The sequence below is a fragment of the Lysinibacillus sp. FSL W8-0992 genome, from assembly GCF_038008685.1.
Lineage (GTDB): Bacteria > Bacillota > Bacilli > Bacillales_A > Planococcaceae > Lysinibacillus.
The window spans coordinates 3,422,357-3,444,172 of record NZ_JBBOZQ010000001.1 but is presented as its reverse complement, the minus strand read 5'-3'; the positions used below and the strand labels follow the sequence as shown (position 1 = coordinate 3,444,172).

Here is a 21,816-nt window from a genome sequence, read left to right as displayed (position 1 = left end):
AATTATCGCTGACGTTTCGCTTTCGCGCAGAACCAGTGTGTCAGGATTTTGAATTGTGCATACACAATAAACTCCTTTCGAAATCGTTGACAATCGCCGGAGGCATGAACTTTAATCAGTTAGCGTTTAGACACTCACTGAATAAAAGAGTAAACTAGTATTCATCTAACCATCTATTTAGGTAGGAAAAATTTTTCTGCTGAATAAAGTTAAAGGAGAATGGTATGCCAAAGGCTATAGGTATTGATGCAGGCGGCACATTGACGAAGGTTGCCTACTTAGACGAGCAAAACGAACTTATTTTAACAACTTTTCCGTCAAATGATTTGCAGACTGTAATGGAGTGGATTAAAAATAATCCAGATATTGAGGATATTGGTGTTACGGGGGGACGTACAGAACAATTACTTGATGTCATAAAAACAATGAAATCGATTCATTATATAGTAGAATTTGAAGCTACATTGAAGGGTGTTCGTTTTTTACTAAATAAAGAAGGATATTACTTTGAGCGTAGTATGATTACCAATATTGGAACGGGAACTTCCATTCATTATATGGAAGATAATACACATATTCGCGTTGGTGGTACAGGCGTAGGCGGTGGCACATTAATTGGATTGTCAGCGCTTACAACAGGAATTACAGATTACAATGAAATCCGTGAGCTGGCTACAAGAGGTAATCGTGAAGGTGTCGATTTACTTGTAAAAGATATTTATCAAGGAATGGATACGCCAATTGACGGGCATTTGACTGCAAGTAATTTTGGTAAAGTCGGTATTACGGAGGAAATGAAACATCCTCCAGAGGATATTATTGCGACTGTGCAAGGACTTGTTGGTGAGGTTATTACGACGCTAAGTATTCAATATGCCGAGGAAAAAAATGCGCAGCATATCGTTTATATTGGCTCAACTCTTAGTCATAATGACCACCTTACACATGTTATTGCCAATTATACACGGACGAAAAAACATACACCTATATTTATCAATGACCACGGTTTTTCAGGTGCAGTCGGTGCTTTACTTAATATAACTGAATATACAATTGTCTAAATGACAAATAAAAATGTACATTACTAATGATTATTGGTGATGTACATTTTTTCTATTTTAAACGGAATGGAGAAGGTTTTTTGTTTAAAATCCCCCATGTTTTTGATTGCAAATCTTGCCATTGTATCTTCTCCCATTGAAGTTTTCCCCAAAGCATAATTCCTTCACTCCTGAGCAAATTACAAGTAGGAGGTGAATAAGTTATGGGCAATAGAAATAACAAAAACAGCAAAAAAACAATGAATGCAAGGACACACAATCCTTTTGGAACTTACAAAAGTAAAGACCTTGATGACAGTAATAGTAATAACAATAACCCAAATGATAATCTAAATGAAGAATTCAGTGCGGAATTTGATGCCAAAGCGAAAAATAAAAACAATAAAACCAATCATGATAAAAATCAACAATCTAATAAAAAGAGCTAAATTGGAGGGAGTTAGCAATGGCAAAGAAAAGTAAAACAAGCTTTAAAAAGAAAAAAAAGGAAGATACACATAAAAGAAATGATCGGGAAGAATATTCAGCAGAATTTAATAAAGTAATTCATAATAACCCTCAACAACCAAGTACAAAAAGACCCTAAAATATTGGATGCTCCAAAGATAACATCTGGAGCATTTATTTTTTGTAGTTAAAGCAAAGCTATACCGAGAATTACATAATAAGAACAGTGCCATTTTCTTCAATAAAGCTGAGAAACATAATGATTTTTTATTTGTTGCACATTCTATAAAAAGAAAGGAGCTCAAAACATGCGCAAATTACTTGTAGCACTTGGAATTTTTATGATACCTCAAGCCGTGACACTACCGATGCTGGATGCACATGCCGAGGTAACGCCTGCCTATGCTAAATGGGGGAAACTTGCTATTGAAAAGACACAATCATCATACCCCAATTCAAAAATTATCGACTACTTACATGAGGGTAGTGAAGTGAATGAAGAGGCAACCATAGAAAAATTTAAGCTTTGGTTAAAAGAGGGAGACAAAGAATTCGGTGTTTATGTAAGAATTAAGTATACGACTGAAACACAAAAAGTGTTGGATGTTGAGCTTCAGGAAACAGCTAAATAGAGGATGCCCGATTCGGCATCCTCTTCATCTTTATCCTTCTACTTTTTGAATAAATTCACGCATTAATCCAGGTAAATCAGGCCAAGCGTGACCACTAACAAGGTTGCCATCTGTGTGTAAATTTGCTTCGATATACGTACCACCTGCTACTTGGACTTCTGGTTTGCAGGCAATATAGGCAGTAAGTTCACGTCCTTTAAGTACATCTGGAATTGTTGCAAAAATTTGTGCCGCGTGGCATACCGCTGCAATAGGTTTATTCGCCTCAAAGAAATGGCTCACAATCGCTGGGACATGCTCATTTAATCGAATGTATTCAGGCGCGCGACCACCAGGGATGATTAAGCCATCAAATTGTGTTGGGTCGATATCCGCAAAGGCTGCCGTTGCTTCTAAGCCATAAGCTGGACGCTCTATATAAGTGTCCACACCCTCAACAAAATCATGACAAACGGTTTGTAGTTTTTTTACTGACGGTGCAGCAATGGACACTTCGTAGCCAGCTTCTAAACAACGGTAATATGGATAATAAATCTCCAATGCCTCTACAGCATCGCCTGCGATGATTAGTATGTTTTTCCCCATGTTCCCATCTCCCTTTTTATAAGTCTAGTAGCTGTATTCGACATTTATTGTAAATTCCCTGCTAACACGGATAAAAGCATTGAATCGCCAATAAACTTCTCGGAATCGCCAAGAAATGCATGAAAAACGCCACAAAACCCGAAAGAAACGCTGATAAAATCCAATAAATCGCAGATTGCAGCAAAAACAACATACTTTACAACCTAAAAAATGAGGCGTATAGTATTTATTTAGCTAGGTAAATAATTAAGGAGAGTGATAATATGAATCCCGTTTTCCATGCTTTATTTCAAAAAAGTCGCTATTTAACAAATTGCTTGAATGAAGTATTGAAACAGCACCAGCTGTATAGCTCGCAATGGACAATTTTATATTGCTTACATACACATGGTCCAATGACATTGACACAAATTTGGAAATATTTGAATGTCGAAGCGCCAAGTATAACGAGAGCTATTTCCAGGCTAGAAACTTTAGGCTGGGTGGAACGAATTGATGGAGAGGATAAGCGCGAAAAAATTGTGACATTATCAGCGATGGCGGAGGAACAACTACCGAAGATTACTGAAACGATCTTAGCGTTTGAGGAGGAAATGGTAGGTTCACTTACTGTTGAAGAGCAGTCACAATTTATAAATCTATTGCAAAAAATGAAAGGTTGATTGATGTGCAGCAAGAGGGCAACACACAAATATGGACGAAGCGGTTCATTAGTTTATTTATAACAAATATATCGGTATTTTTTGTTTTTTATGGTTTGGTAACGACTTTGCCACTGTATGCGATCGGCGAGCTACACCAAACAGATAAGGAAGCGGGATTACTATTATCAGGTTTCTTATTATCAGCTATCATTGTACGTCCATTTTCAGGTAAATTATTGGATGTGTTCGGCAAGAAAAAGCTTTTAGTCATTGCGATTGTAGGTTATTTCTTATGTACGATATTATATTTATTTATTCATCCATTTGGTCTTTTATTAGCTTTACGTTTTGTACAAGGGATTTTCTTTAGTATTATTACGACAGCAGCAGGTTCTTTAGCAGCAGATATTGTACCGATCAGTCGCAAAGGCACAGGGTTAGGTTATTTTACAATGTCCACGAATTTAGCAGTTGTTATTGGTCCATTTATCGGTTTACTTCTTATTCAATATAGCAGTTTTAATGTATTATTTATTGTCATGAGTATTTGTGTTTTAGCGGGTGGTATTCTAGCTGTAACGATTAATACAGATGATTTACCGAAACCCGATCATCAAGGGAAACTAACTTTTAAATTTAATGATTTATTTGAACGAAAAGCGTTACCAGTAGCGGCTATTGCCAGCTTGGTTGCGTTTGCCTATGCTAGTGTATTATCATTTTTGTCAGTGTACGCACAGCAAAAGGATCTAATGTCTGTGGCAAGTTTCTTTTATGCAGTGTTTGCAGCGGCCATGCTAATTACACGACCTTATACTGGAAAGCTTTATGATACGAAAGGGCCGCAATTTGTAATTATCCCTGGTATTATTTCATTTGCAATTGGATTAATCCTTCTTGCGAATGTTTCAGGACCAGCGTTATTCTTATTTTCGGCAGTTTTTGTTGGATTTGGCTACGGAGCGGTAACAACAAGCTTACAAGCACTAGCTGTCCAATCAACAGCACATACTCGTAGTGGCTACGCAACAGCAACATACTTTACAATGTTTGACCTTGGTATTGCCCTTGGATCATATATTTTAGGGATGGTCGCAGTGCAAGTAGGGTATGCATCCGTCTATTTAACAGGTGCAGGTGTACTCGGCGTTGTCTTTATGATTTATTTACTGCGTTTAGCAAAGTTAAAATCAAAAAAGGTGGCACATATTCAATAGCAATAACCGCTGAAAATTGCCGGTAAAAAATAAAAATCGCCCATTACTATTGTAAAGGGCGATTTTATTTTGGCTTTACCGTTGAGTTTATAAGAAAAACAGTTAGGACATGCCTAACTGTTTTCATATAAATTATAAACGACCATAACCTACAAAGTATTTCTTCCAGTAGGTGCTGTTAATGTTAGCGATGCTAACGCCGCCGTCACTTGCATTAATCATTTGGTTATTTCCGATATAAATACCTGCGTGAGAAATACCTGCTTTATAAGTGTTAGCGAAAAATACTAAATCACCTACTTGTGGCGAACTTACCTTTTTCGCTGCATAATAAAAGCCTGCTGCTGATTTACGGCTCGTTGAAATACCGGCATTATTATATACATAAGTGATATAGCCTGAGCAATCAAAACCTGTGCTCGGTTTACTACCTCCAAATGTATATTTTACACCTAATTGCTGTTTCGCAATTTGGATAAGGTTTGCCGGTGTTTTAGCAGGGGTGCTAGGAGCCTTATTAGCTGTGCTATTTAGAGTTAATGTTTGTCCAACTCGAATATTTGATGAAGTTAGGTTATTCCAACTCATCAAAGTTTGATAAGAAATGCCGTTTTGAGTGGCAATCTTCCAAAGGGAATCCCCAGATTTAACTGTATATGTTGCAGCTGATGCTGTGTCAATTGTTGAAAAAAGTACAGAAGAGCCTAACGCTAATACTGCTAATTTCATCCCCCACTTATTTCGTTTATTCTTTTTCATAATATGTATCCTCCTAAAAACATTAAAACGTATTACTTGGTACAATAATGATATTAACACGCTTATATTACAGTTCTATGTCAACAAAATAACATTAAGGATACATTTAATATAATATTGAAGTGATTTTCAATGAGAGTAAGACTTAAGCATCAAAAAACTAGCCATGCGCATCGCAAAGCTAGTTCTTTTTTTTATTTTGTATTTAATTGGAGCGCAGGACCGAAGAATTCGTAATGAATTTGACCGTCAACGATATTGCATTCATGTAAAGCATTAATAGCAGCTTCCATAAATGGAGTTGGTCCGCAAATATACACTTGTGTATCTTTTGTTAAAAGAGGGCGTAATACGTTAGCGTTAATGTACTCATTTTTTTCAGAGTATAACACTTTATGATGTGCATTACTGTCTTTTTTGAATACACTGAACAGCTTGCTTAAACCAGTTGGGCCGTTTAATGCGTTCATTTTATTTTGAATGTCTTCATGGAAAGCAAGAACATTTTCATTACGTGCACATTGAATGAATGTAACGTTTTCTTTATTTTGAATTGTTTGTAACATCGCATTTAAAGGTGTTACGCCAATCCCACCACTAATGAATAGTACTGGTGCATTTGTTGGTTCATATGTGAAGACACCTGCTGGCGCACTAACGTCAATTGTTGTGCCCAGTGTAGCATCGTGTAAAAAGTTTGATACTTTTCCTTTAGGATTGTGCTGACTTTCACGTTTCACAGAAATACGGAATTCTTGTTCATTACTTGGTTGAGATAAAGTATATTGACGATTTAATAAATATTCTTCTCCTGAAGCAGTTACTCGAATAGAAACATATTGTCCTGGTTTATAAGCTGGTACTTTTGAGCCGTCTGTTGGCTGTAAGTAGAAAGATGTAACATCATCGCTTTCTTTTACAGTGCGAGCAATTTTGAACTGTTTAAATGCACGCCATCCATTATTTTGCTCAGCAGCTTTATATAAATCTTCTTCTACCGAAATAAAAATATCTGCAATTACACCATAAGCTTTACTCCATGCTTCAATGATTTCGTCAGTCGCCGCATCACCTAACACTTCTTTAATTGCTGCAAGCAGGTATTGACCTACAATCGGATAATGCTCAGGTAAAACCCCAAGACTAACGTGTTTATGTGCAATTTGTACGACTACAGGAACGATTGGTTCTAAGTTGTCGATATGCTGAGCCGCTGCATAAACTGTATTTGCTAAAGCGCCTTGTTGGCGACCTTGAGTTTGGTTTGTGTGATTAAAAATATTTAATAATGATGGATTATCTTTAAATAAGTTGCTATAGAATGTTTTTGTAATGGCTATGCCGTGCACCTCTAATACTGGTACTGTTGATTTAATAACGTTAATTGTGTGTTGATCTAACATGTTGAACACGTCCTTTCGTGATTTACTATATTCCTAAAGTATCTTTAAAGCAATATATAAAATACATCTTTAACAAAATGGACACAAACATGTATCTATAATACTTCTTTTAATTGAAATTCGTGAGAAGCTATTGTTATATTGTTTTGATATAAATAAAATGAGCGATAGAATATTAGATTTTATTGAACTTTTTATGTGATTTTAGTGCGAAGTTAATATTGTATACATAATTTAAACCGTAATGATTGTAGCGCTTGTCTACTGTTTTGATTTTTTAAAATAACAATATTAGATAGAAAAGCTAACGCAGTTATAAATATGGCGAAGTAAGTAAAACGCAGTAGCGCATATAGTATGAGCAAGGTTTCTTTAATCGGAAAACCATAGGAATAGAAGCATTTCAATTTAAGACACAATTTTTGATAAATAGGTTGAAGTCTATTAAGAACATGAAACCAAATGCCTGCTCGGCCGTAAATATATTATGCAATCCTTTGAAAGTGGTACATACATATATCTAATGAGGAGGTTTTCCAATGAATCAATCTAATGCAATAACGGAATGCCCAAAATGCGGTGGAGCAGAATTAGGGAAGGGCAAACACCATGGATATGCCGTGATGCACCCAACGAATAAGATGAGTTTTGGCTCAGAGGTTGAATATATTCTTTGTACTGATTGTGGGTATATCATTGAAAGCTATGTAAAAAAGCCAGAGAAATTTAAGGGGACGCTTTAGTTTCTATTTTAAAACGATTGATAAATATTTGCATTATTGCACTTTTTAATATGATTTTATAATAGGGTTGATGGACGTACAAAAAAGGAGCGCTTAACAAGCGCATCAGAATAATGTACGTCTTTTTTAGCTATTAAAGGAATAAAAAGTGATTTTGTCGAATAACAAATAGAGAATATATGGAATTTTTAAGGAGGAGCCTTTGTGACTAAGATTGCAATCATTTCAGATATCCATGGGAATAAAACGGCTTTGGAAGCTGTTTTAAAAGATATTCGATTAAGAAAGATTGAAAGAATTTTTTGTTTAGGAGATATAATCGGTAAAGGACCTCAAGGATCTGAATGTATAGAACTCATCCAAAAAAATTGCGAGCGAGTAGTTCGAGGCAATTGGGATGTCTTTATTCAATCACCTACGGATAATGAGTTTATCCAGTGGTACAAAGATCGATTAACAGAAAAAGATTTTGAGTATTTAAATTCGTTACCATTTCATATCGATTTGGAATTAAACGGACAACTAATAAGGTTTTTCCATGCCTCTCCAAGAAGTGAATTTGAACGTATTTTGGATAGTCATCCAATTGAAAAACGTTTATCGATGTTTGAGAATAATGAAATAACAAATTCAATCCATTTCAATAAACTTCCTGATATAGTATTCTACGGCGATATTCATACAACTTTTTTACATACATATACAAATGGTATTTTGTGTAACGTTGGGAGCGTCGGAAATTCACTTGACTTAACTTCAGCGTCATATGCAATTCTAGATGGAACACATTCAAATAATGCCATTCAATTTATTAGAGTAGATTATGATAGAGAAGCTGAGCTTAAGGTTGCTGAAGAGTTGGGTTTACCACAATTAGATAAATATTATGATGAAATTATGTTAGGGAGATATCGGGGTGCATAATTCATATCACCTATATATTCAAGGATAAAATGTACCAAGCAAAATCCATTGAGTTCAAACCATATAAACCATAGTTAAACTAACAGAGGGCGTTATTCCAAAAAGGGATAAACGCTTTTTTATTTAGGTTAGTATGTACAATGAACTTAACTGTCAGAGATGTTAGATTAATGTTTTATATTATTACTTCTAATGAATTGTAATTTGGCAATGGCTCTGGCTAAGATACTAGAAAAAAGTGTATAGTAGATAAAAAGGATTGTTAAAAAATTTAAAATTGAGGTTACTTTATGAATAATTATTTATCGCTAAAAGACCATGTTTATAATTATATCGTAGATCAAATTAATAATGGAAATCTGATTGCTGGAAAAAAGGTAAATGAAAGTGCTATTAGCGAAAGCCTAAATGTCAGTAGGACACCGGTTAGAGAGGCGTTAATACAACTTTCTTCCGAAGGGCTATTAGAAAATGTGCCAAGAAAAGGATTTGTAATTAAAAACCTTACGACGGAAGAAGCCAAAGAAACATATTTTATTATTGGGGCATTGGATGGCTTGGCTGCTGCTTTAGCGGCACCTTTTTTAACTGAGAAACATATGAATGAAATGGAGTTTTATATTCAAAGTATTGATTTGGCCATTAATACTGGCAATTTCTCTATGTATCATAAAATGCAGGAAGCTTTTCATGGCGTGTATTTATCGGTTTGCCCAAACAAAAGTCTTGTAAACCTGCTATTACAATTAGAAAAGAAGTTTTTGAAAAACTTTCATCATGCTGATGAGCCAGAAATTACAAAAAAACGACTGTCTCAAACAAACAATGAACATCGAAAAATGGTGGAACTATTTAAAAAAGGCGAGATAGTTGAATTAGAGAGATACATGAAAGAAGTACATTGGAATATTGATAAAGCAGAGCTTATACCACTTTAGGTGCTAATTTGCTCGCTTAAACACGAAAAGTAATTCTGTTTTTAAATAAACAGAATTATTTTTTTGTTGAAAAAATTTAAATATAATATACAATATACAATATACAGAAATGAATGATTCAGTTTACCCTTGAAATTTTAGAACAAGAGATTAGGGTGAAAATTAAAAAATCAGCTTTTTAGGAGGATATAAACAGTGAACAGTAAAAATTTTGATTTAGCTAAACAATTGCGTCACGAATTACATCAACATCCCGAACTTTCTAATGAAGAAGTATGGACAAAACAGCACTTAATTGAGTTTTTGAAAACGTATACAAAGTTAGTGATTGTTGATAAAGGAAATTGGTTTTATGCTATTTATCATGCAGAATCAGCTAAGCAAAATATTGCTTTTCGTGCTGATTATGATGCATTGCCAATGGATGAAGTGATTGATCTTCCATGGGCTTCTCAATTCCCAGGAAAAGCACATAAATGCGGTCATGATGGACATGCAGCGACATTAGCGGCATTTGCACTTGAAGTCGATCAACTAGGTGCAGACAAAAATATCTATTTCCTCTTCCAACCAGCGGAAGAAACAGGGGATGGGGCCATTCAATGTGTTGATTTCATTAAGGAACACAATATCGATGAAATTTTCGCCTACCATAATATGAGTGGTCTTCCTTACAAAACTGTAGGAATTATTGATGGTACAGCTTTATGTGCATCAAAAGGAATGACCATTCATATGAAAGGTTCACCTACACATGCTAGTCAGCCAGAAAAGGGCATCAATCCAGCGTTTGCCATTGCAAATATTGTGAATGCAATTCCTAAATTTATTTCCCCTAAATTAAATAATGGACTTGTTCTTTGTACAGTTGTACAAATCGATGTAGGTGAACACGCTTTTGGAATTGCTGCATCGACAGGTGATCTTCGTTTAACAATACGTGCCCTTTATGAAGATGAGCTGAATAGACTACAAGAAAATCTTGAAAATTTTGCAAAAGATCAAGCACAACAATACGGTTTGCAAGTAAGTTTTGATTATAATGATGAATTCCCTGAAACGTTCAATCATAAAGAAAGTGCAGACAAAATACGTGCCGTTGCGAAATCTGAAGGAATGACATTACTTGAACTAGATGAAGCTTTTCGTGGATCCGAAGATTTTGGCCATTTTACAAAGCTAACAAAGGGAGCTTACTGCTTCATTGGTAATGGAGAAGATTACCCGCATGTTCATACACATGAGTATGATTTCCGTGACGAATTGATTGAATCAGGTGTGAATCTATTTAAAGCATTAATTAAATAAACGAGTAAGAGAGATTTGGAGGATTTTTTATGTCAGCAAAGGAAAAACAAAAAGGCATTAATTTTCCACATGTTTACATAATGTTTATGCTAGTAATGCTACTAGTTGTGTTACTATCGTGGATTGTTCCGAGTGGGGAGTATGAACGGATAGTAAATCCAGATACGGGTATTACCGAACTAAACACTGACAATTTTTCATATGTGGAGCAAGCAAAGCCGATAGGATTCATGGATTTTTTCACAGCTTTACATAACGGGGTTGTGCAATCAGCAGATATCATTGTGATGTTGCTATTTGCAAGTGGAGCGCTATTTATTCTTGAAAAGTCTGGTGCGATTGCAGCAGGTATCCATAAATTATTAAGCGTCGCAGCAGGAAAAGAAAAACTAATTATCATCTCATTACTCGTACTGTTCTCCGTATTAGGAACAATTGGGTTCGGGGAAGGGGGTATTCCATTCATTCCGCTTGCGATGGCAGTCGTAATGGGATTGGGATATGACCGCATCACAGCTTTCGCTATCCCGACAGTTGGTTTAGCTATTGGTTTTACAGCTGGAGTTGTAAATTTCTATACGACAGGTGTAAGTCAAACGATTGTTGGCTTACCTATCTATTCTGGACTAGTATTCCGTATCGTTGCTTTAATCGTCTTTATTATTATTTCGATGATTTACATTGTGCGTTATGCGAATAAAACAAAAGCAGATCCAAGTAAAAGTATTGTTGCTGCTGAATATTTAGAAGAAATTGAGCATACAAAAACAGCTGAGTACGAAGAAGAAGAATTTACATTGTCAAGAAAGTTGGCATTATTAGGTTTAGTTGTCGTTTTAGTTGGTAGTGCATTCGGTGCTATTAAACTAGGATGGGGGATGCCTGAACTTTCTGCTGTTTATGCTATATACGCTGTCTTATTAGTCATCATTTTAAAACTTAAACCTAGTGAGGCCGCTGAAACGTTTGGTGTTGGCGCAGCTAGACTTTTACCTACAGGGCTTGCAATCGGGTTTGCTCGTTCGGTCATGATTTTAATGACGCAAGCACAAATAATTGATACAGCGGTACATTCATTATCGAATATATTAAACAATACGGGAACGATTATTACTTTATTAGTACTATTTATCGTTGTTATTTTCTTTAACTTCTTCGTTGTTTCGGGAAGCGGTAAGGCAATTATTTTAATGCCCATTATGGGACCTTTAGGGAAAATATTAGGGATTAATCAACAAGTAATGGTTGTAGTGTATCAATTCGGTGACGGCTTTACGAATTATTTATGGCCGACTTCTGGTGGGCTAATGGCAGCGCTTGGCATGTCGAATGTTAGCTATTCTGCCTGGGTTAAATTCTCAATGAAACTATTCCTTATACTACATTTTGCGGCATTTGTCTTAATATTAATCGCGCATTACATGGGGTTAGGTCCATTCTAATAGATTAGTTCATTCAAAACTTTGAAGTTCTACACAATGATTAAACGATAAAGGGGATTTCTACATGATGAATATTTTAGAACATTCTAAGAAATATGAAGAACAAATTATAAAAGATCGTCGCTATTTGCATCAGTATCCAGAAATTGGATTCGAACTACCGAACACACAAAAGTATATCCAACAACGCCTAGACGAAATGGGTATAGCCCATAAGCAATGTGGAGTAGTGCCACCTGAAATTAAAGAAAAATATGCAATAGCAGGATTTGGTTCACAAGATCAATGTACGGGTGTAGTTGCGACAATTGGACAGGGGGCTCCATGTATTCTTCTTCGCGCAGATATGGATGCATTACCAATTCAAGAAGAAGTTGAATGTGAATTTACATCCAAAAATCCAGGTGTAATGCATGCTTGTGGTCATGACTCACATGTTGCAATGCTTTTAGGCGCAGCACAAATTTTGAAGGACTATGAAGCGGAGTTACAGGGGACGGTTAAATTATTGTTCCAACCTGGGGAAGAGTGGGGGTATGGCTCAAAACTAATGATTGATGATGGTTTGCTGCAAAATCCAAAAGTAGATGCCGCATTTGGTATTCACATTATGCCAGATCAACAAGCAGGCACATTATCTGTCCATAAAGGTACGTTAACACAAGCAATGGATACGTATATCGTCAATATTCAAGGAAATGGTGGACATAGCTCACAGCCCCATAAAACAATTGATTCGAATATGATTATGAATCAACTGTATACAAGTTTAAACCTATTAATGACACGTGAAGCTGATCCAAATCATAGTGTTACATTTTCAGTAGGTGCTATGGCTGGTGGTACGGCGACAAATATTATTCCAGACAAAGCTGTTTTACAAGGAAATATGAGAAGCTATGATCAACAAACACGAGACCATTTATGTAAACGCATCCCAGAGATGATAGACCATACTGTAAAAGCATGGCGTGGAGAATATCATACAATCGAATTCCATACGCCAACAACATATAACAATCCAGAATTTATTGAAGCTATTACGCCATTTTTAGAAAATGTAGTAGGAGCCGAAAATGTGGTGGATAACGGATATCTCGGTGGTTCAGAAGACTTTTCTTACATCTCGCAAGAAGTACCTTCTGCATTTGTGGTGCTAGGAACAGGAAAAGAAGGCGAGGCACCTGTGCACAACCCTCGTATGCGTCAAAATGAGGACATTTTTAAATATGGTGCTGCCTTACATGCAAATGTGGCAATTGAATGGTTAAAACAACAGCATAAATAAGAATCTACTTTGAATACAGTTCAGCCGGAGCTTTCTGGTTGGGCTGTTTTTAATGAGCGCTTGCCGTTAACGCTCATATAGGGCTTGAATAATTCTAGTAAAGTATTCTAATAATTCAATTAAGATATTGACAACAATGCACCATTTTGATATTCTTTAACACGTTAGTAGTTTAGCAAGAGAAAGCGAAACTATTATTTCTATTAATTAATATAAAATGTTAGGGGATATTAGATAATGAAGCGCATTTTCACAATACTATGCATGCTTACAGCGGTACTAGCTTTAGCAGCTTGCGGTACTTCTGGAGAAAAATCGAGTTCAGCTGATGGCTCGAAGGATTCAGATAAATCAACAGAAAAAGTAATAATCGGAATTGATGATAAGTTTGCACCATTAGGATTCCGTGATGATAAAAACGAAATCGTTGGCTTTGATATTGACTTAGCACGTGCTGCTGCTGAACATATGGGAGTGGAAGCTGAATTCCAACCAATCGATTGGAAAACGAAAGAGGCTGAGTTAATTAGTGGCCGCATTGATTTAATATGGAATGGTTATACAATTACAGACGAGCGTAAAGAAAAGGTGTTATTTACAAAGCCTTATTTAGAAAATGCGCAAGCAGTAATGACATTAAAAAAATCTTCTATTAAAGCACTAAGCGATTTAGCAGGAAAAGAAGTCGGTCTTCAAGCGCAATCTTCGGCTGCAGAGGCATTAAATGCAAACCCAATTCACAAAGAAGTGAAAAACGTCACAGAGTTTGCAGATAATGTGTTAGCTTTAACAGATTTAAAAACAGGCCGTTTAGATGCTGTCATTATTGATGCAGTTGTAGCGGAATACTACATGACGCAAGAGCCTGAAACATTCAAACTATTAGATGAATCATTAGCACCTGAGCAATATGGAATTGGTGTCAAACCAGGAAACGAAGCATTATTAGAAAAGCTACAAGCCGCTTTAGATAAAATGAATGAAGATGGCACAGCTGCAGAAATTTCTACAAAGTGGTTTGGTGAAGATAAGGTATTGAAATAGAGTAAATGTCTCATGTACTGACGAGCTGGATTGCCACCTGTGCTTACTGGTCGTAATCCAGCTATTCGTACTAGATAATTGAATGTTATCAGTCGGCAAGAGTTTCCTCGTGAAACTCTTATCTTTTTGGAGGGAAAATAGTTATGGCGGATTACTGGCAAACAATGATTTTGCCGATGCTTGATGGCGCAAAAATGACGGTGCTGCTGTTCATTATAGCCATTCTTGTATCGATTCCATTTGGGTTCTTGCTTACATTAGCTGTGAAAAGTCGTATTAAACCATTGTCTTGGTTTGCTCATACGTATATTTATGTCATGCGCGGTACACCGCTGTTACTACAGTTATTATTAATTTGCTTCGGTTTACCGATGGTGCCAGTGATTGGTGAATATATGGTACTTGATCGCTTTGTTGCTGCCTGTCTTGGCTTTATTTTAAATTATGCTGCGTACTTTGCAGAAATATTCCGTGGTGGCTTATTGGCAATAGATAAAGGCCAATACGAAGCGGCACAAGTATTAGGCTTGTCAAAATGGCAAACAACGACACGCATTATTTTGCCACAAATGTTTCGTGTAGCATTACCTGCTTTATCGAATGAATCGGTCACATTAATTAAAGATACGGCACTTCTTTACGCTGTAGCTGTACCAGAATTGCTGCATTTTGCACAAACAGCTGTAAACCGTGACTTTACGATTGTGCCATTCTTTATTGCTGGCGCGATTTATTTAGTGATGACGCTTGTCTTAACGGTATTCTTTAAGTGGCTAGAAAAACGTTTTAAATTTGAATAGAGGTGACACAGATGGCACTGCTTGAAGTATCGAATTTGAAGAAATCCTTTGGCGAGTTAGAGGTGTTAAAGACGATCACCTTTAATATAGAAAAGAACGATGTTGTGGCTGTTATTGGTCCTTCTGGATCTGGTAAAAGCACAATGCTACGAAGCTTAATTCATTTAGAAGAAATTAATGGGGGAAGCATTTGTGTCGATGGTGACTACTTAGTACAAGACGGTGTATATGCCAAGCAACAAGATATTAAAAAAATGACAGCGAAAATGGGCATGGTATTTCAGCATTTTAACCTATTCCCACATTTAACAGTACAGCAAAACCTTGAAATAGCACCAGGCTTACTTAAAACGGAATCATCAGATGCCATTGCACGTCGCTGTCAAGATTTACTGCAAAAAATCGGGCTTGCTGACAAAGCGAATGCGTACCCAGCGAATTTATCTGGTGGGCAAAAACAGCGTGTAGCCATTGCGCGAGCGCTTATGATGAATCCACAAATTTTATTATTTGATGAGCCGACTTCGGCACTTGATCCAGAACTGACAGGCGAAGTATTAAAAGTAATGAAGGATTTAGCAGAAGAACATATGACAATGATTGTTGTGACGCACGAAATGGGCTTTGCACGTGAAGTCGCAAACAAAGTTGTCTTTATGGATGGTGGCGACATTATCGAAGCAAATCATCCAGAAGAATTCTTTACTAATCCACAGCATGAACGGACGAAAGCATTTTTACAAAGGAATTTAAAATAATTTAGAAGCTGTCTCATTTGAGATGGCTTTTCTTATGGATATCAATACTGGCGTTGATTTCCGCTACAGGTGGACGCTTTCCGCGGGCACACCGTAAGCCGCACCCCTCGCTACGCGCGGATCGTTGCGTCTTACGTTTTGTGCGTTCCCGCAGGAGTCGCCACCCTTCGCTCCAATCAACTCTGATAAACGTTAAGCTTCAAAAGAATACAAAAATAGAAGGCATCGAGTTACTTCACGATGTCTTTTATAGAAATAAATACTGCCGTTGATTTCCGCTACAGGTGGACGCTTTCCGTGGGCACACCGTAAGCCGCACCCCTCGCTACGCGCGGATTGTTGCGTCTTACGTTTTGTGCGTTCCCGCAGGAGTCGCCACCCTTCGCTCCAATCAACTCTGATAAACGTTAAGCTTCAAAAGAATACAAAAATAGAAGGCATCGAGTTACTTCACGATGTCTTTTTTATAGAAATAAATACTGGCGTTGATTTCCGCTACAGGTGGACGCTTTCCGCTGGCACACCGTAAGCCACAACCCTCGCTACGCGCGGATCGTTGCGTCTTACGTTTTGTGCGTTCCCGCAGGAGTCGCCACCCTTCGCTCCAATCAACTCTGATAAACGTTAAGCTTCATAAGAATACAAAAATAGAAGGCATCGAGTTACTTCACGATGTCTTTTTTTATAGCGATAAATACTGGCGTTGATTTCCGCGGGTACATATTAACACTAGGATGACCCTTTTAAAATCGCCAATAAAATTTAAGGTAACGCCACGAAAACCTTAGGAAACGCCACTAAACTAATAGCAATCGCCATTACGTAAAATTTGCAAGAAAATCTACATAAAATTTATTGACACTTTTTATAGTGAGAATTTAGAATAATCTTAAAAAAATCTTCTCTTGAAAAACTTTAATTGTCTTGTAGAGAACTAAAAGGATTTATATACATAAATCTATTTTAATTTTCCAACATGACCATCCCTTAACTTCGAAACAACCTACAGAATAACTCTCTTTACAATAAGAGAGCCCATCCATGTTGGAATTAATTTTTACAACTACATAGCAAGGAGGTGAACGCTATCAATAAAAAATTGGGAGTCTTTTTGTCACTGATTATTTTCTTCCTTTGTAATGTTGCCTTCGGACAATTGGTAATTAAAAGTGATAACCAATATGTAAAAGTAGCTGTACTGGATAGTGGTATTAATAAAGAGTTGGATTTCTTTCAAGGCGTTGCATTTGAAGAAGTCAATCTAATTCATCCTGGGGAAAAGATTGTTGATGATTTTAATCATGGTACGCCAGTCGCGGGAATTATTATAGGGGAAGGTGATGCTCCAATTGGTAGAAAGTTAAAAATATATGATATTAAATTGTTAGATGAAAATGGCAATGGTTCAATTGAGGATTTAATAGAAGCTATTAACTGGTGTGTAGATAAAAAGGTAGATTTTATGAATATTAGTTTTGGCTTTCAAACGCCAAATGCTGAACTTGAATCTATTATTGAAAAAGCAATAGAGCAAGGGATTACTATTGTCGCCGCCGCTGGCAATACATATGGCTTAGCAACCGACTACCCAGCAAAATTGGATGGTGTACTGTCCATCGGTTCAATGAATGAAAAAAATAAACGATCCTCTTTTTCGGCTATTGGAAAAATTGATTATGTTTTTAAGGGGGAAGATGTACAAAGTATTAATCATCATGGTCAAGCATCTGTCTTTACAGGAACCTCTTTTGCAGCTGCTTATGCAACACATCTATTCATTCAATTGAAAGAGACATATAAAGAAGTTGAGACAAAAGATTTTAACTCATTTATACAACAATATACTGTGACAAAAGATTTTTGGAATGAAGCTGAATATGGCAAAGGTACAATATTTATACAATAATATAGGAGAAATGAAACGATGAAATGGAAAAAACACTTCATATCTATTATTATTGCCCTCTTGCTATTTGCAAATATTGGGCCTAATTTGATTGCTGCACAGGAAGATGTTGTCGTGTCTGATGAGCCTATTGTGATGGTTTCTATAGATAATTTACATGACGTTAATCCAGAAGAATACCAACAAGAACTATACGATGAATTAAATAAAAATCTTATATATTCAGATGATAGTACGATAAATATTCGGAATATTGAAATATATAATAACGAATTACTTGTTCAAACAACTTTTGAGTCCGAGGATTTGAAGGCGGATTTAGACATCAAGTTTGATAGTGAAAGCGAAGAAATATTCATCGATAGTGTTATCGAAGAAAACAGCACTGTAGAGCAAAACCATTATCGTGTGACGATGCATCAACTGGAAGATGGCCATTACAGTACGATATTTACGGATTTAGAAACGCATGAAACATATGAAACTAATCCTGTAAGGTTACAGCCATACGTAATACCACCATTAGTATACATAATTGGTGGTGCGGTCGTTAGATATACAGTACAAAAATTCGGGTTTAAACAAGTCCTGAAAATTGGAAAACGTACATTTTACAGCAAGTCAAAAGATGCAGCGAAAAAAGCTGTAGCCAACTTTACAGATATCACGTTGGATGTAGGTGGTGGTAAGAAGGTTTATTTTACGAAAGCTAATATGAGACATATATTAGAAAGACATCATCCGGATTACTGGACTGGAAAAGAAAAAAAGACATTTTTTGATCCAGATTTATCTGTTAATGATATTAAAAATATTGTCACAACAGTAATCAATAATAATAAATCTGCGATATCTAGACAACTAAATAAACAAGAAGGGATAAAAGTACGAGCCAAAGTAAATAGAGTAGAATATGAAGTTTATATTAATAAACATGGTCATGTCAATTCGGCATACCCTCCTGCAAAATGACGAGAAAGTGTGGTGCTTTGTATGAATAACCTAAAGGTCGAAACATTTATTGGGGAAGAAGATATAAATGCCCCTGTTTACAAAATTGAAAGTTACCCCATTACCAATATTTTAGCAGTAGAAAAGGCACAGAAGATTTTAGAAGAAAACGAAGGTGATTACTTATGTGGCTTTGTGAGTTTGATTTATAATGAAGTGGTTATTTTTGGTGAAGAGCAAATAACGGAAAGTTTATTAGAAACGTGGAGTGATTTAATTTATATTTTTAATAAATACTATGATGGAAGAAATCATGGAATTGTTTTTTTAGATAATGCTTTCTATAATGATACGGTAATTCAAGAAATTGGTGAGTTTTATGAAATACAACTAGATTGTCACCAACGCTTTCTAGTTCCTATCGAACTTTTCAAAAATGAAGTGAAAAAGGGATTTTTTACATTTGTGGAATTCTGTAAAAATGAGAAATTACAGTTTTCTGAGGAGAGTTCTTATCGTGGACTTTTAGAGACATATGATGAATTACTTCAACTTGAAGATAGAAAAATTTAGACAGCAAAATTATAACAGGAGACTGCTTGATAAATTCAAGCAGTCCCCACATTATATTTTTCTTGGAATACCATAAATGTGAAGTGTCGTATGAATAAACTAAAAATCGAAACATTTATAGGGGAAGAAGATATCAATGCTTTTCTAGATTATACAATTGAAAGTAACTCTTTTATAAATCCATTAACTATCAACATGGCAAAGTTACAATAATAAAGCGGAAATGAAACGATGAAATGGAAAAAACACTTCATATCTATTATTATTGCCCTCTTGCTATTTGCAAATATTGTGCCCAATTTGATTGCTGCACAGGATTATGATGTAGTGTCTGATGAGCCTATTGTGATGATTTCTATAGATGATATACATGACGTTAATCCAGAAGAATACCAACAAGAACTATACGCTGAATTAAATAAAAATCTTGTTTATTCAGACGATAGTACGATAAATATTCGGAATATTGAAATATACGATAACGAATTACTTGTCCAAACAACTTTTACGTCCGAGGCTTTGAATGCAGATTTAGACATCAAGTTTAATAGTGAAAGCGAAGAAATATTCATCGATAGTGTTATCGAAGAAAACGGCACTGTAGAGCAAAACCATTATCGTGTGACGATGCAACAACTAGAAGATGACCATTACAGTACAATCTTTACGGATTTAGAAACGTATGAAACGTATGAAACTAATCCTGTAAGGTTACAGCCATACGTAATACCACCATTAGTATACATAATTGGTGGTGCGGTCGTTAGATATACAGTACAAAAATTCGGGTTTAAACAGTCCTGAAAATTGGCAAACGTACATTTTACAGCAAGTCAAAAGATGCAGCGAAAAAAGCTGTAGCCAACTTTACAGATATCACGTTGGATGTAGGTGGTGGTAAAAAGGTTTATTTTACTAAGGCTAAAATGAGACATATTCTAGAAAATCATCATCCCAATTATTGGACTGGAAATGAAGGGAAATCGTTTTTTGATCCAGATTTATCGCTTAATGATATTAAAAATATTGTCACAACAGTAATAAATAAGAATAAAGTTGCTATATCTAGACAGCTAAATAAAATGGAAGGGATAGAGGTGCGAGCCGAAGTAAATGGAATTGAATATAAAGTGAAGCTAAATAGGCATGGACATGTAAATTCAGCTTTTCCAGTAGGAAAATAAAAAATAGGCGGATGGTTTATATGAAAAATATAGAAATTAATACATTTATAGGAAGAAGATATTATAGCAATTTTCCAGAAGTAGTAACTGAAGCTATTCCTATTTCCAATCCATTAGCAGTTGAAAAGGCACAGAAGATATTAGAAGAAAACGAAGGTGATTACTTATGTGGCTTTGTCAGCTTGATTTATAATGATGTGATTATTTTTGGCGAAGAGCAATTAACGGAAAGTTTATTAGAAACGTGGAGTGATTTAATTTATATTTTTAATAATCACTACGATGGAAGAATTCATGGGATTGATTTTCTAGATAATTGTCAGTACCTTGATACTGCAATCCAAGTAATTGACCAGTATTATGAAATTCGTTTGGATAATACCCAGCGCTTTCTAGTGCCTATTGAGCTTTTCAAAAATGAAGTGAAGAAAGAATTTTTTAAATTTGTGGAGTTTTGCAAGAATAAAAAACTACAGTTTTCCGAAGAAAGTTCTTATCTGGGCCTTCTAGAAACGTATGATGAATTAATACAAAATGAATAAGATAAAAACTGGACGGCTAAAATCTAAAATTTATTAGGGTGACTGCTTGTTTTTAGCGAGCAGTCCCTACAACTTATTTTTCTTGGATTACTCATAAAAGTGAGGTGTCGTATGAATAAACTAAAGATCGAAACATTTATAGGCGAAGAAGATTTAACTGCTTCCGAATATAAAATCGAAAGTTTTCCTATTACCAATCCATTAGCTGTGGAAAAGGCCCAGAAGATTTTAGAAGAAAACGAGGGCGATTACTTATGTGGCTTTGTTAGCTTAATTTATAATAATGTGGTTATTTTTGGAGAAGAGCAATTAACGGAGGATTTATTAGATACGTGGTGTGATTTAAACTATATTTTAGATTACAGATATGACGGAAGAAGTAGTGATATTACTTTTTTAGATAATTACAGAGGAAATGCATTAGTTAAAGAAATTGACCAGTTTTATGAAATTAAACTAAATCACCAGTGTTTTCTCGTCCCTATAGAACCATTTCGAAATGAAGTGAAGAAAGGATTTCTAAAATTTGCGGAGTTTTGTAAAAATGAAAAACTACAGTTTGCGGAAGAAAGTTTATATCGGGGAATTTTAGAAACGTATGAAGAATTAATTCAAAATGAAGAAGAAAAAACCTAGATGGCAAAATATAGATAGGAAACTGCTTGAA

The 21,816-nt window shown here is 35.7% G+C and carries 25 protein-coding genes; 22 read left to right on the top strand and 3 right to left on the bottom strand.

Annotated features, from left to right (window positions below; translation table 11 throughout):
- Positions 1-224 precede the first annotated feature (224 nt).
- The 4 genes from coaW (at position 225) to NSQ74_RS17335 (ending at position 2,140) form a co-directional block, all read left to right on the top strand.
- On the top strand, positions 225-1,061 hold the full coding sequence (gene coaW / locus NSQ74_RS17350) for a type II pantothenate kinase (protein WP_340824973.1): 837 nt from the start codon (positions 225-227) through the stop codon (positions 1,059-1,061).
- A gap of 203 nt (positions 1,062-1,264) precedes the next feature.
- The gene (locus NSQ74_RS17345; protein WP_172771013.1) at positions 1,265-1,489 is read left to right on the top strand and encodes a hypothetical protein; all 225 of its coding nucleotides are present in this window, start codon (positions 1,265-1,267) and stop codon (positions 1,487-1,489) included.
- Positions 1,490-1,506: 17 nt separating this feature from the next.
- Positions 1,507-1,647: a hypothetical protein gene (locus NSQ74_RS17340; RefSeq protein WP_340824972.1), complete on the top strand. Its 141-nt coding sequence runs from the start codon at positions 1,507-1,509 to the stop codon at positions 1,645-1,647.
- A 169-nt stretch (positions 1,648-1,816) separates the two neighbouring features.
- The gene (locus tag NSQ74_RS17335) at positions 1,817-2,140 is read left to right on the top strand and encodes a DUF3889 domain-containing protein (RefSeq protein ID WP_340824971.1); all 324 of its coding nucleotides are present in this window, start codon (positions 1,817-1,819) and stop codon (positions 2,138-2,140) included.
- A 30-nt stretch (positions 2,141-2,170) separates the two neighbouring features.
- Here the strand turns inward: NSQ74_RS17335 and NSQ74_RS17330 are convergent, their stop codons facing one another.
- On the bottom strand, positions 2,171-2,725 hold the full coding sequence (locus NSQ74_RS17330; RefSeq protein ID WP_340824969.1) for a DJ-1/PfpI family protein: 555 nt from the start codon (positions 2,723-2,725) through the stop codon (positions 2,171-2,173).
- A 263-nt stretch (positions 2,726-2,988) separates the two neighbouring features.
- On the opposite strand from NSQ74_RS17330, the gene NSQ74_RS17325 reads away from it, so the two are divergent.
- Positions 2,989-3,387 (top strand): MarR family winged helix-turn-helix transcriptional regulator, encoded by a 399-nt coding sequence (locus tag NSQ74_RS17325; protein ID WP_340824968.1) that lies wholly within the window; start codon positions 2,989-2,991, stop codon positions 3,385-3,387.
- Positions 3,387-4,586: an MFS transporter gene (locus tag NSQ74_RS17320; RefSeq protein ID WP_340826490.1), complete on the top strand. Its 1,200-nt coding sequence runs from the start codon at positions 3,387-3,389 to the stop codon at positions 4,584-4,586. Before NSQ74_RS17325 ends, NSQ74_RS17320 begins: the two co-directional genes overlap by 1 nt.
- A 132-nt stretch (positions 4,587-4,718) precedes the next feature.
- Here the strand turns inward: NSQ74_RS17320 and NSQ74_RS17315 are convergent, their stop codons facing one another.
- Positions 4,719-5,345, bottom strand: a complete 627-nt coding sequence (locus tag NSQ74_RS17315; protein WP_340824967.1) for a C40 family peptidase — start codon at positions 5,343-5,345, stop codon at positions 4,719-4,721.
- Positions 5,346-5,539: 194 nt separating this feature from the next.
- Complete coding sequence (gene hmpA, locus NSQ74_RS17310) at positions 5,540-6,748, bottom strand: NO-inducible flavohemoprotein (RefSeq protein WP_340824966.1); 1,209 nt, start codon at positions 6,746-6,748, stop codon at positions 5,540-5,542.
- A gap of 539 nt (positions 6,749-7,287) precedes the next feature.
- Between hmpA and NSQ74_RS17305 the strand changes: the two genes are divergently transcribed.
- The 16 genes from NSQ74_RS17305 (at position 7,288) to NSQ74_RS17230 (ending at position 21,785) form a co-directional block, all read left to right on the top strand.
- Positions 7,288-7,491 carry a transcription initiation factor TFIIIB gene (locus NSQ74_RS17305; protein WP_340824964.1) on the top strand — a complete coding sequence of 68 codons (204 nt, stop codon included), beginning with the start codon at positions 7,288-7,290 and terminating at the stop codon, positions 7,489-7,491.
- 204 nt (positions 7,492-7,695) lie between these two features.
- Positions 7,696-8,415, top strand: a complete 720-nt coding sequence (locus NSQ74_RS17300) for a metallophosphoesterase family protein (protein ID WP_340824962.1) — start codon at positions 7,696-7,698, stop codon at positions 8,413-8,415.
- Between the two features lie 290 nt (positions 8,416-8,705).
- Positions 8,706-9,353 (top strand): GntR family transcriptional regulator, encoded by a 648-nt coding sequence (locus tag NSQ74_RS17295; RefSeq protein ID WP_340824960.1) that lies wholly within the window; start codon positions 8,706-8,708, stop codon positions 9,351-9,353.
- A gap of 195 nt (positions 9,354-9,548) precedes the next feature.
- Positions 9,549-10,661 (top strand): M20 metallopeptidase family protein, encoded by a 1,113-nt coding sequence (locus tag NSQ74_RS17290; RefSeq protein ID WP_340824958.1) that lies wholly within the window; start codon positions 9,549-9,551, stop codon positions 10,659-10,661.
- A 29-nt stretch (positions 10,662-10,690) separates the two neighbouring features.
- On the top strand, positions 10,691-12,103 hold the full coding sequence (locus tag NSQ74_RS17285) for a YfcC family protein (protein WP_340824956.1): 1,413 nt from the start codon (positions 10,691-10,693) through the stop codon (positions 12,101-12,103).
- A 64-nt stretch (positions 12,104-12,167) separates the two neighbouring features.
- Positions 12,168-13,391 carry a M20 metallopeptidase family protein gene (locus NSQ74_RS17280; RefSeq protein ID WP_340824954.1) on the top strand — a complete coding sequence of 408 codons (1,224 nt, stop codon included), beginning with the start codon at positions 12,168-12,170 and terminating at the stop codon, positions 13,389-13,391.
- 237 nt (positions 13,392-13,628) lie between these two features.
- Positions 13,629-14,435 (top strand): amino acid ABC transporter substrate-binding protein, encoded by an 807-nt coding sequence (locus NSQ74_RS17275; RefSeq protein ID WP_340824952.1) that lies wholly within the window; start codon positions 13,629-13,631, stop codon positions 14,433-14,435.
- Between the two features lie 143 nt (positions 14,436-14,578).
- A complete protein-coding gene (locus NSQ74_RS17270; protein WP_340824951.1) occupies positions 14,579-15,235 on the top strand; it encodes an amino acid ABC transporter permease in 657 nt (218 codons plus the stop codon).
- A gap of 11 nt (positions 15,236-15,246) precedes the next feature.
- Positions 15,247-15,993, top strand: a complete 747-nt coding sequence (locus NSQ74_RS17265) for an amino acid ABC transporter ATP-binding protein (RefSeq protein ID WP_340824950.1) — start codon at positions 15,247-15,249, stop codon at positions 15,991-15,993.
- Between the two features lie 1,111 nt (positions 15,994-17,104).
- Positions 17,105-17,899 carry a S8 family peptidase gene (locus NSQ74_RS17260; RefSeq protein ID WP_340824948.1) on the top strand — a complete coding sequence of 265 codons (795 nt, stop codon included), beginning with the start codon at positions 17,105-17,107 and terminating at the stop codon, positions 17,897-17,899.
- Between the two features lie 18 nt (positions 17,900-17,917).
- Positions 17,918-18,871, top strand: a complete 954-nt coding sequence (locus NSQ74_RS17255; protein ID WP_340824947.1) for an SAR2788 family putative toxin — start codon at positions 17,918-17,920, stop codon at positions 18,869-18,871.
- A gap of 21 nt (positions 18,872-18,892) precedes the next feature.
- Positions 18,893-19,423, top strand: a complete 531-nt coding sequence (locus tag NSQ74_RS17250) for a hypothetical protein (RefSeq protein WP_340824945.1) — start codon at positions 18,893-18,895, stop codon at positions 19,421-19,423.
- 231 nt (positions 19,424-19,654) lie between these two features.
- Positions 19,655-20,227, top strand: a complete 573-nt coding sequence (locus tag NSQ74_RS17245) for an SAR2788 family putative toxin (RefSeq protein ID WP_340824943.1) — start codon at positions 19,655-19,657, stop codon at positions 20,225-20,227.
- A gap of 77 nt (positions 20,228-20,304) precedes the next feature.
- Positions 20,305-20,607 (top strand): EndoU domain-containing protein, encoded by a 303-nt coding sequence (locus NSQ74_RS17240; RefSeq protein ID WP_340824941.1) that lies wholly within the window; start codon positions 20,305-20,307, stop codon positions 20,605-20,607.
- A 20-nt stretch (positions 20,608-20,627) separates the two neighbouring features.
- The gene (locus NSQ74_RS17235; RefSeq protein ID WP_340824940.1) at positions 20,628-21,149 is read left to right on the top strand and encodes a hypothetical protein; all 522 of its coding nucleotides are present in this window, start codon (positions 20,628-20,630) and stop codon (positions 21,147-21,149) included.
- Positions 21,150-21,260: 111 nt separating this feature from the next.
- Positions 21,261-21,785, top strand: a complete 525-nt coding sequence (locus NSQ74_RS17230; RefSeq protein WP_340824939.1) for a hypothetical protein — start codon at positions 21,261-21,263, stop codon at positions 21,783-21,785.
- Positions 21,786-21,816: the final 31 nt, after the last annotated feature.

Bases quoted from the DNA above. Each gene is read 5' to 3' on its own strand.
- coaW (WP_340824973.1), top strand. From the start codon at position 225: ATGCCAAAGGCTATAGGTATTGATGCAGGCGGCACATTGACGAAGGTT.
- NSQ74_RS17345 (WP_172771013.1), top strand. From the start codon at position 1,265: ATGGGCAATAGAAATAACAAAAACAGCAAAAAAACAATGAATGCAAGG.
- NSQ74_RS17340 (WP_340824972.1), top strand. From the start codon at position 1,507: ATGGCAAAGAAAAGTAAAACAAGCTTTAAAAAGAAAAAAAAGGAAGAT.
- NSQ74_RS17335 (WP_340824971.1), top strand. From the start codon at position 1,817: ATGCGCAAATTACTTGTAGCACTTGGAATTTTTATGATACCTCAAGCC.
- NSQ74_RS17330 (WP_340824969.1), bottom strand. From the start codon at position 2,725: ATGGGGAAAAACATACTAATCATCGCAGGCGATGCTGTAGAGGCATTG.
- NSQ74_RS17325 (WP_340824968.1), top strand. From the start codon at position 2,989: ATGAATCCCGTTTTCCATGCTTTATTTCAAAAAAGTCGCTATTTAACA.
- NSQ74_RS17315 (WP_340824967.1), bottom strand. From the start codon at position 5,345: ATGAAAAAGAATAAACGAAATAAGTGGGGGATGAAATTAGCAGTATTA.
- hmpA (WP_340824966.1), bottom strand. From the start codon at position 6,748: ATGTTAGATCAACACACAATTAACGTTATTAAATCAACAGTACCAGTA.
- NSQ74_RS17305 (WP_340824964.1), top strand. From the start codon at position 7,288: ATGAATCAATCTAATGCAATAACGGAATGCCCAAAATGCGGTGGAGCA.
- NSQ74_RS17295 (WP_340824960.1), top strand. From the start codon at position 8,706: ATGAATAATTATTTATCGCTAAAAGACCATGTTTATAATTATATCGTA.
- NSQ74_RS17285 (WP_340824956.1), top strand. From the start codon at position 10,691: ATGTCAGCAAAGGAAAAACAAAAAGGCATTAATTTTCCACATGTTTAC.
- NSQ74_RS17280 (WP_340824954.1), top strand. From the start codon at position 12,168: ATGATGAATATTTTAGAACATTCTAAGAAATATGAAGAACAAATTATA.
- NSQ74_RS17275 (WP_340824952.1), top strand. From the start codon at position 13,629: ATGAAGCGCATTTTCACAATACTATGCATGCTTACAGCGGTACTAGCT.
- NSQ74_RS17270 (WP_340824951.1), top strand. From the start codon at position 14,579: ATGGCGGATTACTGGCAAACAATGATTTTGCCGATGCTTGATGGCGCA.
- NSQ74_RS17265 (WP_340824950.1), top strand. From the start codon at position 15,247: ATGGCACTGCTTGAAGTATCGAATTTGAAGAAATCCTTTGGCGAGTTA.
- NSQ74_RS17255 (WP_340824947.1), top strand. From the start codon at position 17,918: ATGAAATGGAAAAAACACTTCATATCTATTATTATTGCCCTCTTGCTA.
- NSQ74_RS17250 (WP_340824945.1), top strand. From the start codon at position 18,893: ATGAATAACCTAAAGGTCGAAACATTTATTGGGGAAGAAGATATAAAT.
- NSQ74_RS17245 (WP_340824943.1), top strand. From the start codon at position 19,655: ATGAAATGGAAAAAACACTTCATATCTATTATTATTGCCCTCTTGCTA.
- NSQ74_RS17235 (WP_340824940.1), top strand. From the start codon at position 20,628: ATGAAAAATATAGAAATTAATACATTTATAGGAAGAAGATATTATAGC.
- NSQ74_RS17230 (WP_340824939.1), top strand. From the start codon at position 21,261: ATGAATAAACTAAAGATCGAAACATTTATAGGCGAAGAAGATTTAACT.